We start from the raw sequence: 13,811 nt of genomic DNA, 5'->3' as shown, positions 1-13,811 counted from the left end.
AATTATTAACTAAACAAACTAATTAATATGGCAGGAGGACAACTATCACCAAGGCAGAAGATGATTAACCTTATGTACTTAGTGTTTATTGCAATGTTAGCAATGAACATGAGTAAGGAAGTATTATCTGCCTTTGGATTAATGAATGAAAAGTTAACAGTAGCTAACCAAAAAGCAACAGAGAAAAATAAAACAGCTTACGAAACGTTAGCTCAAAAGGCAGCAGAACAAGCTAAGCAATACGGTGAAGCTAAGGAGAAAACAGATAAGTTAAAAGTAGCAGCTGATGAATTATATGCTTACGTAGGAGATTTAAAGAGCCAAATGACTGGTGATTTAGAAGATAAAAAAGCATATGAAACAATGGATAAGTCTAAATTTTTAGATGAATTGTTCTTTAAAGGAGGTAAAATATCAAAAAAAGGACAAGAATTTGTTGCTAAGATAGATGCTTTCAGAAATGATGCTGTTGCTGCTTTAGAAGGTACAGAAGTAGCAGATGTAATAGCCGCTCGTTTTAATACAAGTAAAGTAGAAAATAAAGACGGTAAAAAAATTGACTGGTTAAAATATCATTTTGAAGGTTTCCCTTTAATTGCGTCTTTAACTAAGTTAACTCAAATCCAAGCAGATATTAAAGCTACAGAATCTGATGCTTTAACAGCTTTATTACAAGGAGAATTACAAAGTGCTGTATCTATGACCAAATATGAAGCAATGGTTGTTTTTGATAAGAGTGCTTATTATCCTGGAGAAAACTTATCAGGTAGAATTGTATTAGGAAAAAAAGATCCTAATTTAACTGCAGAGAAAGTTATTATTAATGATAAAGAAGTTGAGCAAGAAAAAATTCAAGCAGGACAAGTTATTCTAGACGGTCCAGCAGGTAATGTAGGAGATAAGGAATTAAAAGGAGAGTTCCAATTTAAAGAAGGAGATTCTATTGTAAAAATAGATATTAAAGGAGCTTATGCTGTTATTCCTAGACCAAATGAAGCTCTAGTTTCTGCAGATAAAATGAATGTAGTATACCGTGGTTTAGCTAACCCGTTAACTATTTCTATTCCAGGAGTACCAGGAAATAAAGTTTCTGCAAAAGCTCCAGGATTGAAAAGAGTTAGAGGAGACAAGTATACTATGTATCCAGGAAAAGGTAGTGAGGTAAACATCGTAGTTACAGGAACTCCAACGGGTGCATCAAAAGGTGTACGTTCTGTTAAGAAATTTAGAATTAAAGACATACCACCAGCAGTAGGTATGGTTAGAGGTCAATATGGTACCGTAAAAATGCCAAAAGCTAGTTTAGGAAGAATAAGCGTAGCTGCAGGATTACCAGACTTCTTATTTGATTTAAAACTAAACGTATCTAGCTTTAAGGTTAAAGTACCAGGACAAGTAGCTATTTCAGTTAGTGGTAGAGGCTTAAACTCTAGAGCTAAAGCAGCTATAAATAAGGCTAGAAGAAATGATGTAATTACGATTTTTGATATCAAAGCATCAGTATCAGGTTCTAACTACAAAATTAAAAAAGTATTACCTGTTAGCGTAGAAATTACAAATTAATAAGTAAAAAATAAGAAAGTATGAATTGGAAGCGTTTTTATATGGTTTTATTCGCGTTTGCTGCGACAAGCTATGCAAGTGCACAAGCTAACCTTTTAAATGCTAAAAAGGTAGATGAAATTGGAGTTAAATCTGAAGCTCAAATAGCTTCAGAAGATGACAAACCACTTCCTTATGGCTACATTAGTGATAGAGATGTGTTATGGTCTAAAGTGGTGTGGGAATATGTAGATTTAAACCAGAAAATAAATCTACCTTATTATTACCCAATTGATACTATGAATGCAGGTCTTACAAGACGTTCTTTATTTGATACTTTATTAAAAGGTATCAAAAACGGTGAAATAACTGAGGTTTATAACGACTCTTATTTTACTACAAAGATTGGTATGAACGATATAGAAATGATGGTTCATAATCAACGTCAAAATGGAGATTATGTGGATGATTATTATGTACAGTCTCAGGATATTAAAGGATTTAAATTGAAAGGTATTTGGTATTTTGACAAACGCCAAGGTGAGTTAAAATATCGTTTATTAGCCTTAGCACCTATGGGGCCAGATGTACAAGTAATGGGAGTTGAAGAAATTGACGATAGTGAAAATGTATATCCATTATTTTGGGTGTTTTTCCCAGATGCTCGTGAAACGTTACATAGTTCGAAAGTATTCAACCCAGAAAATTCAGCACAACCACTTTCTTATGACAACTTGTTAAATGCAAGACGTTTTAACTCAACCATTTTGAGAGAAGAGAACATTTATGGAGACAGAGCTATTTCTGATTATGTTCGTGGTAACTCTTTATTTCAATTGTTAGAAGCAAATAGAATTAAAGAAGGTATTCGTAATAGAGAAATGGATATGTGGAATTATTAATATTCCTTTTCAGTATAAACAAAAAAGAGCTTGCAATGCAAGCTCTTTTTTATTACAATAGTAGTACTTTTGAATTATGAATAAAGAGGTAGATTATATCATCGTTGGCTTAGGGTTATCAGGAATAGCCTTTACAGAACAATTAATTAAAAACAATAAAAGTTTTATTGTTTTTGAAAATACTTCACAAGTATCTTCAGTAGTTGCTGGTGGAGTATACAATCCTGTAATCTTAAAACGATTTACGCCAGTTTGGAATGGACATGAACAACTAGAAAAGGCAATCCCTTTTTATGAAGAACTAGAAGAAAAGTTACAACTTAACTTAGATTATAAATTTACTACTAAAAAAGTATTTTCAAGTGTAGGAGATGAAAACAATTGGTTCATTGCATCAGATAAACCAATGTTGTCTTACTATATGAATCCAAAAATATCAAAAAAAAAAATAAAAGGAATTATAGGTAATTATGGATTTGGAGAATTAAAAGGAACAGGAAGAATTGATACCCCTTTATTAGTAAAGTCTTATAAAGAGTATATAAAATCATTAAAAAGTCTCCTAGAACAAGCCTTTGACTATTCAAAAGTTACTATTCAAGAAGATAAAGTAAGTTATGATAATATTACAGCAAAAAGAATTGTGTTTAGTGAAGGATTTGGTTTAAAGAAAAACCCATTTTTTAATTATTTGCCTTTAAATGGAACGAAAGGAGAAACGATAACAATTCATGCTCCCGAACTAAAAATAGATTTTTTATTAAAAGGCAGTGTATTTATAATGCCGTTAGGTGACGATACATACAAAGTAGGCGCTACTTTTAATTGGACAGATAAAACATCAGTTCCAACAGAAGAAGGAAGAAAAGAGTTGGAAGAAAAATTACAAAAGATAATATCAGTTCCATATACAGTAATTGAACAATCAGCAGGAATACGCCCTACAGTAAAAGATAGAAGACCTTTAGTAGGAAAACATCCAGAATATCAAAAATTAGCTATTTTAAACGGCTTAGGAACACGTGGTGTAATGATTGCCCCAACTGTTGCAGAAAACTTATATAATCATCTCGAGAAGGGTGAAGAGTTGGATAAAGAAATAAATATAAAAAGGTTCGTTGAATAACGAACCTTTTTATATTTTAAGAAATAATAAACTTATTCCTAGTAGAGTTATTTTTCTGATTGTAATTCTTTGGCGTTCTTTTTATAACCCACAAATAGGTTAATCCAAATAATTCTTGAAAGTCTTAATGTAATAGGTGTTAATATTAAAGAAACAACTATTATAGCTATGAAACTATGTAAAATAGATAAGCCAATAAAAACTTTAGCAATAATAAAAATAGCAACAAAAAGAGCTACTGCAAGCGCGTAATTTACATACATCGCACCAAAGAAAAAAGAAGGCTCCATCATGTACTTAAAATTACATTGAGGACAATTTTCATGTAAAGTAGTTACTTTTTTAGGGTTGAAGTTAAGTTTGTATTTAAAGAAGTCTCCTTCATGACATCGAGGACATTTACTATTAAAAATACTATACAATTTACTTCCTTTTCCAAACATTTCTTATGGGTATTAAGTTCGATTAACTATTTGCTTTTTGTAAGTTTGTACAAATTTCAACAAAAATAAAACTATCGTTTGTAACTCTAGTTACAAAACTAAAGTAATTTGCTAAAAATATGTTAAACGTACACGATGTATCAGTTTCATTTATGGGAACAGATTTGTTTTCTGGAATCACTTTTAAGTTAATAAAAGGAGACAGAATTGGATTGATTGGAAAAAATGGAGCAGGAAAATCTACCTTATTAAAAGTTTTATCAAAAGATATTGAAAGTAGTGGCGGAACACTGGCATTTGATAAAGATGTACGTATAGGGTTTTTACGACAGGATATTGATTTTGTACATGGAAGAACTATTTTAGAAGAAGCATACCAAGCATTTACTGAAATTAAAGAAATTGAACTAGAGCTTGATGAAATTAATCGTCAACTAGCAGAAAGAACTGATTATGAAAGTGAAGCGTATAATCAATTAATTATTGATTTAAACGAGAAAACTGAACGTTACGAGTTACTTGGTGGATATAACTACCAAGGAGAAACCGAAAAGATTTTACAAGGGTTAGGTTTTCAACGAGAAGATTTTGATAAGTTAACTGATACTTTTTCTGGAGGTTGGCGTATGCGTATTGAATTAGCAAAACTACTTTTACAGAATAATGATATTTTATTGCTAGATGAGCCTACCAATCACTTAGATATTGAGTCAATTATTTGGCTAGAAAATTTCTTAAAGAATTATGCAGGCGCCATAGTGTTAGTATCACATGATAAAATGTTTTTAGATAACGTAACTAACCGTACAATAGAAATTTCACTAGGACAGATTTACGATTATAAAAAGCCTTACTCAGAGTTTTTAAAGTTGCGAGCTGAAATAAAAGAAAAGCAATTACAAGCTCAGAAAAATCAACAAAAAGAAATTGAGCATACCGAAAAGTTGATTGAGAAGTTCCGTGCGAAAGCTAACAAAGCTTCTATGGCACAATCACTAATCAAAAAGTTAGACAAGGTTGAGCGTATTGAGGTTGATCAAGATGATAACGCGGTAATGAATGTTCGCTTTGCTATTTCGAAAGAACCAGGGAAAATTATTGTAGAAGCTGAAAACCTATCCAAGAGTTACGGAGACAAAGAGGTGTTGAAAAATGTCAATTTGCTGATTGAACGTAATAGTAGAATAGCCTTTGTAGGGCAAAATGGACAAGGGAAATCTACTTTAGCGAAGATGATGGTAGGGGAGATTCCGTTTGAAGGAAACTTAAAGCTCGGGCATAATGTAGAGATAGGATATTTTGCGCAGAACCAGTCAGAAGAATTACCACCAGAGAAAACAGTGTTGGAAATCATGGAAGACGCTGCTAATGATACCAACCGAGTAAAGGTAAGAGACATGTTAGGGGCCTTTTTGTTTGGTGGAGAAGCAGTAGATAAAAAAGCAAAAGTACTATCAGGAGGAGAGCGAAACCGTTTAGCGTTGTGTAAGCTATTATTATCACCTTTTAACGTGTTGATAATGGATGAGCCTACCAACCACTTAGATATTGCTTCCAAAAATGTATTAAAAAAGGCTCTACAGAACTTTGACGGAACCTTAATCGTAGTATCTCACGACCGTGATTTCTTACAAGGATTAACAACAACCGTATACGGATTTAAAGACCGAGAAATAAAAGAATATTTAGGTGATATCGATTATTTCTTAGAGCAACACAAAATGGAAAGTTTACGCGATGCTGAAAAAAGAACCGTAGTAACCAAAGAAAAAGATACTTCTAAAAAAGAAGCGTATCAGTTATCGAGAGAGCAAGAAAAGGAACTTAAAAAGTTAAAAAATAAGCTTAATAAAATAGAAAATCAAATAGCGAATTTAGAAGCCGAAATTGAGCAAATAGATTTAGAACTAGCTCAGAATTACGACGAGGTATCTTCACGTCCTAATTTCTTTGAAAACTACAAAGCCAAAAAAGCGAAAGTTGATCAACTCATGGAAGAGTGGGAGCAAGTAGAAGAACAGGTGGCTGGGTTATAGGTATAGTTTATACTAGTATTGATTATACTTTTATATTGAAGTAGAACGTACTTCCTACACCTAATTCAGATTGCACCCAAATATTTCCATTGTGCATAGATGCTATTTTTTTACAATGAGCAAGTCCAATACCTGTTCCTTCATATTCAGACCTATTGTTTAACCTTTGAAACATAGAAAATATTTTTTCCTTATAAGGTTCGTCTATTCCTATTCCATTGTCCGTAATTGAGAATGTCCATCCATTCTCTTTTTTAGCATCAATGAATATTTGAGGTCTTATATTTTGTTTTTGAAACTTGATTGCATTTCCAATCAGATTTAGAAACAAAAGCCCTAGTTCAGTTTCATATCCTTTTAACTTTGGTAAGGAACCTATTTTAATAATTGCTTTGCTATTTTTAATCTTTTTGTCAAGATCGATTAAAACATTTTTTAATAATTCATCACAATTTATATTACTTAGGTTTTTGTTTTCTCCAAGTTTGCTATAATCAAGTAATGAATTAATAAGGCTTTTCATTCGTTTAGCAGAAACAGATATGTAATTAAGATATATACTGGCTTCCTTTTCAATATCATTTCCATAATCTTGTAATAATAAGTCAGCAAAGCTTTGAATGGTATTTACTGGTTCTTGTAAATCATGTGAAGCTATGTAGGCAAATTGTTCTAGTTCCTTGTTTTTTTCAGCTAGCATTTTATTAGCTTCTTTTAGTTTTGTTGTTGTTGTCATAATTTTGGTAATATTATTATGAGCACCTAACATTCTTATTGGTGTACCAAGACTATTTCGAATAACTAAACCTCGACATCTAATATAAACAGTTGAACCATCTTTATGTTTATACCTGACAACTTGGTCATATGGATGATTAGAGTCTTCACAATGTTTATTGAAATTTTCCAGAGCAGTGTTTAAATCATCTTTATTTATAATATTTTGCCAAGCATCACTTTTATGGGGCATTTCATTTGGGTTATATCCTAATTCTGTCCAAAACTTTTCATTCATCCATTCATTTTCAGGGTTTTCTAGATCCCAATACCATAAGCCATCTAGAGATCCTTCTTGAATAAAAGAAAATATTGAATCATCTGTTTTGATTAAATCGTAAAGCTCCTTTTTTAAGTAATGTTCCATAATTGTAATAACTAGATTAGCTCTATGTTTTTGATTTTAAATATAGTAAAAGAAAATTGTTTTTGAACTAAGAAAGAAGATGTTAGGTTCAACGAAGTAAAATCTCAAGATTGTGGCTTAGTTTGTTTTAATAAGAGACCTCTCTCTAGTTGGAATGAAGAGAATGAAAATGTCAAAAAAGTGTAAAAGAAATGTCAACTATTGATTAAAACCATTGAAAAGTAGGATATTTGTAAACAATATGAGTAAGAATCCTAATTTAATAGTAAATAAAATAAGTGTCTACTTATTTGTTGTAATAGTACTATTTATTTCGTGTACTACTAGCGAAAATTTTTCAGAACGTGTAAAAGTTTGCTTACGAAATGTGGGGCATCAGTTATTATTAAGTAATGGAGATGCTAGCTCATTAATATTACCTATAAAGCAGTTGAATGAATCAACCTTTAAGCTAAGTTTTCAAGATAGTTTGGAAATTCAACCCGATAGCTTAGTGATTTTTGTAAACAGGAGTTTTAAAAAATCTAGTTTTCCAACAAATTATATTCTAGAAGTAAAAAGCTGTACTAAAGAAGAAGTAGTGTATAGTTATGAAATGCGAAAAAGAGAAGAAAAATCGATTATACCCTGCAAAGGAAGAGCATTGCCAAAGGATTGTTATTTTATAGAAGTTCAATTTCATAAAAAGAGTACATCTAATAAAAGTCAGTTTATTTTTTATGGGTTGTTGTTTTTAGCTTTAGTATCCAGTGTAGTGGTGTATCAAAAGAGAAGAAAAAATAAAACAACAACAACGAATAATCTAACTAATGTTGTAAGCTTAGGAATTTTTGAGTTTTATCCAGAGCAAAACAAATTAGTAAAACAGGCTGTAGAAATTAGCTTATCTAAAAAAGAATGTGAGTTATTAGAAATTTTTATTAGCAGACCAAACGAAATTATAAAAAGAGAAGAGTTAACCAAAAGAGTTTGGGAAGATAACGGAGTGGTTGTTGGAAGAAGTTTAGATACGTATATTTCTAAACTTCGTAAAAAACTAAAAGACGATACTTCCATAAAAATAACTAACATTCATGGAGTAGGGTATAAGCTAGAAATAGATTAAAGACTTACTTTTGCGTTGATAACTTTTTAAAATGCTGTTCCAACTAGAAATTCCCACACCAGAGAATCAACAAATTCAACTACCTGTTTTAACAACAAAAGGAATTGAGCTCTTTGTAAAAAGGGAAGACACCATCCATCCATTTGTTTCAGGGAATAAATTCAGGAAACTTAAGTATAATATTGAAGAAGCAGAACAACAAGAGAAAGAGGTTTTATTAACTTTTGGAGGTGCTTTTTCAAATCATATTGCAGCTACTGCCGCCGCAGGAAAAATAGCGGGATTTAAAACAATTGGAATTATTAGAGGTGATGAGTTAGGAAAGGATGTAACGAAGACACTTTCTCAAAATGAAACCTTGAGAAATGCATACGAAAATGGAATGCAGTTCAAGTTCATTACCAGAGAAGCCTATCGAAATAAAACTTCTGAAGCATTTATCAATCAATTAAAAAAAGAATTTGGTGATTTTTACTTGGTTCCAGAAGGAGGAACTAATGCTTTAGCTGTTCAAGGTTGCGAAGAGATTTTAACAAATGAAGATGAAAAATTCAATTATATTTGTTGTGCAGTTGGTACTGGAGGAACCATTTCTGGATTGATAAATTCGGCAAAAAAACACCAAAAAGTAATTGGTTTTCCTGCACTAAAAGGTGATTTTTTAGTAGATGAAATTCAACCTTATGTAAAAGGAAGTGAAAACTGGAGTTTACAAACTGACTATCATTTTGGAGGTTACGGAAAATATAATGAGGAGCTAATCCGTTTTATTAATGAATTTAAAGAGCAAACGACTATTTTGTTAGATCCTATTTATACAGGGAAAATGTTGTTTGGGATTTTGGATTTAGTAGCAAAAGGTGCATTTCCAGTAGGTAGTAAACTACTAGCAATTCATACAGGAGGTTTGCAAGGAATAGCAGGAGTAAATCAAAAATTAAAGAATAAAAATAAAGAGTTAATAAAGGTTTAATGAGAGTAAAGGTAGTTTTTTTAGCAGTGTGTGCTGTAATATTGACAAGTTGTGGATCAGGTAAAAATGTAGTAAAGAGTACACCTAATGAGGTAACTTTAGAACCTAGAGAAGAAAAAATGCCTGAGTTACCACAGTTAGAACAGATACAAAAACCATTAAAAACTACAACAAATCATACCGAGGCATATATTCAAAAATTTGCACCGATTGCGGTTAAGAAAATGCACGAACATGGTATTCCTGCTAGTATAACTTTAGCTCAAGGAGTGTTAGAATCGGGAAGTGGTAGAAGTCAGTTAGCCCGCAGATCAAACAACCACTTCGGAATTAAATGTCATAGAGGTTGGCAAGGAAATAGTGTAACCCATGATGATGATGAAAAAGGAGAGTGCTTTAGAAAATATAAATATCCAGAAACTTCATATGAAGACCATTCGCAGTTTTTATTAACTCGTAAACGATATGCAAGTTTATTCAGATTGAGGCATACAGACTATAAAGGTTGGGCTCATGGGTTGAAGAGAGCAGGGTATGCAACGGATAGAAAATATCCTCAAAAGTTAATATCGATTATTAGAAAATACAACCTAGATAAGTATGATAGAGTAAGGCGAGATGGTTCTTTAGCAGCGAAAACACCAACTTATAAAACAACTTCTCATAAAGTTCAAAAAGGAGATACATTGTATTCTATATCAAGAAGATATAATATTTCGGTACAACGATTAAAAGAAGTAAACGGATTAAGTGATAATAACATTAGTATTGGGCAAGATTTGTTGGTAAAATAAACGAAATGTCATTTCGAACTGTAGTGTAACGAAAGTGAGAAATCTGAAAGGCTTTGATTCTGTTTATTAAAAATATTTACTGTTTCTTTGAATGAGATTCTTCTCGTTGTTAGGAATGACGACATAAAAAAGCGGAGTAAAACCCCGCTTCAACTAACCAAACCCAAATCAAAACTACCAAGAGTAATTTTTCTTTTTTGCTTGTTTTTTAATGGCTTTAATCATAACACTTTCTAATTCATTCTTCTTAGAACTTTCACGTTGTTTTTTTGCTACATAAGTCTTTCTTTTTTTATTTAACTCTTGAATTTTTTGTTGGATTTCTGCACGCTCCTTACGCTTTTTTTCCACATACACCTTAATCTCTTTAGCAGATTTGTTTTGTAACTGTTTAGGGAGTTGTTTCTTTTTTAAAGAGCTATAATCAATTTCTTTTTCTTCTGAAGCATCCACCAAATCCCATTCAGCATTTTTATATAGTTTAGAGCTTTTAGTTACAGCACGTTTTACCACTACAGCTTCATCTAAACTCTCAGCATTCATATCTTGCTTTGCTTGGTTACTGTATTTAGAATATCCATAAGAACCATAGTGAATATAGGTGTCATTTAAACGTTTATTTAAAATAATAATATCGTTGTCATAAGGTGTTACAATATGTACAATGTGTTTGTTTTGGTTAATGGTCATATAATCACCACCTCCATAAATAGCTCCATCTTGCCATCTTCCAGTAATCCCCTGATTATAATCACCACAAAAAATAGTATTTATGGTAATGTCTTTTTCTTTGGCATTGGTAATAGCATCTCTGTAATTAATTTTTCCTTGTGTAAAAGGTTCATTCCCCGCAATAAAAATCATTTTTAAATCACGTTTATTAGCTCCCCAATCTAGTTCATTTAGTGATGTTTGTATTACTTGCCCGCAATATTCACTTCCACCATTGGTGCTTAAAGAAAAAAGATGTTCAGAAATCTCATCTAAATCACTGGTGAATTGTAAAACTTGTCGGATATATCCTTCTCTAGAAGATAAGTTTGAGTTTCCGTATTTGTACAAAGCAATTTCTAAGTTAGGGGTGATACCATTGCATTTAGCATACGATAACTCATTTACAATCTCCCATAATTGTGCTTTAGCTTGGTTAATGAGTCCGTCCATACTATTACTGGTATCCAATAACAATGCAACTTTTACGGTTTGCTTTTTAGCTTTTTTTGTAGGTTGATTTTCATTAGCAAACGTAGTTGCTGTTAGTAGTACTAAGCAAAAGAAAAATACTTTTAATGCGTGCGTTTTCATAATTTTTGTTTTTAGTTATTAATCGGGTAAAAGTTTGATTGGTGCTAATTTCTATTCAAAACTACTTCCAACTTTTTTCTTAAAAAATCCAGAATGAGTGAATAGGTTATTTCGTTTAGGGAAATAATGAGTTAAATGAGTAACTCCTGTTTTTTGGCTGCTTTTTATAGTGTTTTAGAGAGACAACCGTTTTTTTGTATGGTATTTTGTGAGTATGTTTACAGTAAGAAATAAAGAATGAAGAAACTTATTTACATACTATTACTTCCTATATTTTTACTGAAGTTTTCATCAATTTATTCCCAAGTAGATAAAGAACTATCGAAAGAATTTTCTGTAAAAGTTCAAGTGGTGAGTAAAGAAACAAGTCGTCCCATAAAAGATGCGAGTGTAGAAGTAAATGGAAGAACATATCGATTTTCTGAAATAACGGGAAGCTATACTGTAAAAGCCACAGCAGGAAGTCAACTGGAAGTATCACACCCTAACTTTAATCGTGTTTTTTATACGATTAAAGATGATGAAGATATAAAGGTAGAAGTTGAAGGTTTTACACCTAAAAGAAAATCAAAACTAAGCTCTTATAGTGCAAGAAAACAAACAGGTTTATATTCACAATACTTAGATTCTGTTCAGTTTTATAAAAAGAAAGATATTGATAAAAGTTTGTCTTTTGTTGAAAAGACGTTGTTGATAAACCCAAATAAAAGCCAAAGAGCTACTGTATTTAAAGAATTAGCAGAGGTGTACTTTTATTGGAAACAATACGATTTAGCGGTTGAGAATTATCAAATTTCTTTACAAGAAGTAAACTCGCCTAGGGTTCGGTTAAAATTGGCGAAAGCAGCGTTTTTATCTGAAGATTATAGCAGTAGTGAACAGAATTATTTACAAAGTTTACAAAGCGGAGTGTTAAATAATTACTTGCGTTTAACAGCATATCAAGGATTGGGAGACGTGTATTTAGCACAAAAGAACTATAATCAAGCAAAAGCTAATTATGAAAAAGCACTAGAAATTGCGAAAAAGAATCTAATCACTCCTAAAATAACAGACTTAAACTCTAAGTTGGCAGAAGTTTTTGCAGCACAAGGGAACACTCAAAAAGCAGATGGTTATTTTAAAAACTCATTAAAATTAGCATCCGAAGAAAACAAAAAACGCTCGTTAAAAGAACAACAAAAAGTGGCCGATTTTTATAATAGATCTCAGCGATATGATGAAGAAATTCAGCTGCGAAAAGAAAGCCTAAAAGAAGCAGATGATATAGTTGTAGAAGCGGAAAGTAACGAATCTTTGGTCGATTCAATTACTTCACAAAAAATCAACTATAAAATAGGAAATGCCTACATGCAAAAATCTGAATATGAAGAAGCAATTCCATATTTAAAAAAGAGTATTGCAGATGCTGATAAAAACAAAGATTTAATCATTCAAAAAGATGCTACTAAGCGTTTATCAGAAGTATATGCTACGGTTGGAGATTACACGGAAGCACTAAAAACCTATCAAGATTATGTAGAATTGGTAGATACTTTGTATTCACGAAAAGAGCAGGAAATTCAGCAAGTAAAACGTTTTAGTAAGCGAATTTCAGATAACCAAAATAGAATAGCTAGTTTAGAAAAAGACAAAGAACTAGCAGATAGCAAAATAAATTTAGCGTATAAAGATCAGCAATTGGTTCAGGAAAGTAACAAACGTCAAAAATGGATTATTTATTCATTAATCGGAGGTTTTTTATTAATGGTTTTGTTAGTGTATTTTATGTTCAGAACGAATAAACAACAAAAGTTAGCCAATAATTTACTGGCTTTAAAATCGATGCGTTCGCAAATGAATCCGCACTTTATTTTCAATGCATTGAACTCAGTAAATAGTTTTATTGCAGTAAATGACGAGCGAAGTGCGAATCGATATTTGTCAGAGTTTTCAGCATTAATGCGTTCGGTTTTAGAAAATTCAGATGAAGATTTTATACCGTTAACGAAAGAAATTGAGTTATTAGAATTGTATGTGAAGTTAGAGCATAATCGATTTAAAGATAAGTTTGATTATAATATCAATATAGATAAAAGTATACCTTTAGATGAATACTCGATTCCACCAATGTTATTGCAACCGTATATAGAAAATGCGATTTGGCATGGACTTCGATACAAAAAAGAAAAAGGAAAACTTCAAATTTCAATGCTTCCCAAAAACAATGATTCTGTTACAATTTTAATTGAAGACGATGGAATTGGAAGAGAGAAATCAATAGAAATGAAGACGAAAAACCAACTCAAACAGAAATCGAAAGGAATGAGTACAATAAAAAATAGAATTGCTATTTTAAATGATATGTATCAGGACAAAATATCTGTAGTGGTTTCTGATGCTTTTGAAGATGGAAGTGGAACTAAAGTAGCATTGATACTAAAAAAAGACAAAAATTAGCA

Annotated in this window: 11 protein-coding genes; 8 read left to right on the top strand and 3 right to left on the bottom strand. The window is 31.6% G+C overall.

The genetic code is table 11. The features are described 5' to 3' along the window. Positions 1–27 precede the first annotated feature (27 nt). From porM to D6T69_RS15195, 3 genes are all read left to right on the top strand, one after another. Positions 28–1,563, top strand: coding sequence for a type IX secretion system motor protein PorM/GldM (porM, locus tag D6T69_RS15205; RefSeq protein WP_073181768.1), 1,536 nt, complete (start codon positions 28–30; stop codon positions 1,561–1,563). A 20-nt stretch (positions 1,564–1,583) separates the two neighbouring features. After that, the gene (gene porN, locus D6T69_RS15200) at positions 1,584–2,444 is read left to right on the top strand and encodes a type IX secretion system ring subunit PorN/GldN (protein WP_083574764.1); all 861 of its coding nucleotides are present in this window, start codon (positions 1,584–1,586) and stop codon (positions 2,442–2,444) included. Positions 2,445–2,520: 76 nt separating this feature from the next. Continuing rightward, a complete protein-coding gene (locus D6T69_RS15195) occupies positions 2,521–3,570 on the top strand; it encodes an NAD(P)/FAD-dependent oxidoreductase (protein WP_073181766.1) in 1,050 nt (349 codons plus the stop codon). A gap of 47 nt (positions 3,571–3,617) precedes the next feature. Here the strand turns inward: D6T69_RS15195 and D6T69_RS15190 are convergent, their stop codons facing one another. Beyond that, the gene (locus D6T69_RS15190) at positions 3,618–4,013 is read right to left on the bottom strand and encodes a DUF983 domain-containing protein (RefSeq protein WP_047788549.1); all 396 of its coding nucleotides are present in this window, start codon (positions 4,011–4,013) and stop codon (positions 3,618–3,620) included. A gap of 119 nt (positions 4,014–4,132) precedes the next feature. Between D6T69_RS15190 and D6T69_RS15185 the strand changes: the two genes are divergently transcribed. Beyond that, on the top strand, positions 4,133–6,049 hold the full coding sequence (locus tag D6T69_RS15185; protein ID WP_125068870.1) for an ABC-F family ATP-binding cassette domain-containing protein: 1,917 nt from the start codon (positions 4,133–4,135) through the stop codon (positions 6,047–6,049). 22 nt (positions 6,050–6,071) lie between these two features. Here the strand turns inward: D6T69_RS15185 and D6T69_RS15180 are convergent, their stop codons facing one another. After that, positions 6,072–7,193 (bottom strand): sensor histidine kinase, encoded by a 1,122-nt coding sequence (locus D6T69_RS15180; protein WP_125068868.1) that lies wholly within the window; start codon positions 7,191–7,193, stop codon positions 6,072–6,074. Positions 7,194–7,434: 241 nt separating this feature from the next. Here D6T69_RS15180 and D6T69_RS15175 point away from each other — a divergent pair, with 241 nt between their 5' ends. Genes D6T69_RS15175 through D6T69_RS15165 form a run of 3 tightly spaced genes read left to right on the top strand, consistent with a single transcriptional unit; the run spans position 7,435 to position 10,065 of the window. Continuing rightward, positions 7,435–8,298, top strand: coding sequence for a winged helix-turn-helix domain-containing protein (locus D6T69_RS15175; RefSeq protein WP_125068866.1), 864 nt, complete (start codon positions 7,435–7,437; stop codon positions 8,296–8,298). 31 nt (positions 8,299–8,329) lie between these two features. Continuing rightward, positions 8,330–9,271: a 1-aminocyclopropane-1-carboxylate deaminase/D-cysteine desulfhydrase gene (locus D6T69_RS15170; protein ID WP_125068864.1), complete on the top strand. Its 942-nt coding sequence runs from the start codon at positions 8,330–8,332 to the stop codon at positions 9,269–9,271. Further along, complete coding sequence (locus D6T69_RS15165) at positions 9,271–10,065, top strand: glucosaminidase domain-containing protein (RefSeq protein ID WP_125068862.1); 795 nt, start codon at positions 9,271–9,273, stop codon at positions 10,063–10,065. Before D6T69_RS15170 ends, D6T69_RS15165 begins: the two co-directional genes overlap by 1 nt. Positions 10,066–10,239: 174 nt before the next feature. Here the strand turns inward: D6T69_RS15165 and D6T69_RS15160 are convergent, their stop codons facing one another. Further along, on the bottom strand, positions 10,240–11,370 hold the full coding sequence (locus D6T69_RS15160) for a vWA domain-containing protein (protein WP_125068860.1): 1,131 nt from the start codon (positions 11,368–11,370) through the stop codon (positions 10,240–10,242). A gap of 237 nt (positions 11,371–11,607) precedes the next feature. Here D6T69_RS15160 and D6T69_RS15155 point away from each other — a divergent pair, with 237 nt between their 5' ends. Then, on the top strand, positions 11,608–13,809 hold the full coding sequence (locus tag D6T69_RS15155; protein WP_125068858.1) for a tetratricopeptide repeat-containing sensor histidine kinase: 2,202 nt from the start codon (positions 11,608–11,610) through the stop codon (positions 13,807–13,809). Positions 13,810–13,811: the final 2 nt, after the last annotated feature.

It is taken from the genome of Tenacibaculum singaporense (assembly GCF_003867015.1).
GTDB lineage: Bacteria > Bacteroidota > Bacteroidia > Flavobacteriales > Flavobacteriaceae > Polaribacter > Polaribacter singaporensis.
Note: the sequence above shows the minus strand (reverse complement) of the source record. Positions and strands in the feature narration are given on the sequence as shown.

Excerpts from the sequence above, each read along its gene's own strand:
- D6T69_RS15180 (WP_125068868.1), bottom strand. The coding sequence starts at position 7,193 with ATGGAACATTACTTAAAAAAGGAGCTTTACGATTTAATCAAAACAGAT.
- porM (WP_073181768.1), top strand. The coding sequence starts at position 28 with ATGGCAGGAGGACAACTATCACCAAGGCAGAAGATGATTAACCTTATG.
- D6T69_RS15160 (WP_125068860.1), bottom strand. The coding sequence starts at position 11,370 with ATGAAAACGCACGCATTAAAAGTATTTTTCTTTTGCTTAGTACTACTA.
- D6T69_RS15175 (WP_125068866.1), top strand. The coding sequence starts at position 7,435 with ATGAGTAAGAATCCTAATTTAATAGTAAATAAAATAAGTGTCTACTTA.
- D6T69_RS15165 (WP_125068862.1), top strand. The coding sequence starts at position 9,271 with ATGAGAGTAAAGGTAGTTTTTTTAGCAGTGTGTGCTGTAATATTGACA.
- D6T69_RS15195 (WP_073181766.1), top strand. The coding sequence starts at position 2,521 with ATGAATAAAGAGGTAGATTATATCATCGTTGGCTTAGGGTTATCAGGA.
- D6T69_RS15185 (WP_125068870.1), top strand. The coding sequence starts at position 4,133 with ATGTTAAACGTACACGATGTATCAGTTTCATTTATGGGAACAGATTTG.
- porN (WP_083574764.1), top strand. The coding sequence starts at position 1,584 with ATGAATTGGAAGCGTTTTTATATGGTTTTATTCGCGTTTGCTGCGACA.
- D6T69_RS15190 (WP_047788549.1), bottom strand. The coding sequence starts at position 4,013 with ATGTTTGGAAAAGGAAGTAAATTGTATAGTATTTTTAATAGTAAATGT.
- D6T69_RS15170 (WP_125068864.1), top strand. The coding sequence starts at position 8,330 with ATGCTGTTCCAACTAGAAATTCCCACACCAGAGAATCAACAAATTCAA.
- D6T69_RS15155 (WP_125068858.1), top strand. The coding sequence starts at position 11,608 with ATGAAGAAACTTATTTACATACTATTACTTCCTATATTTTTACTGAAG.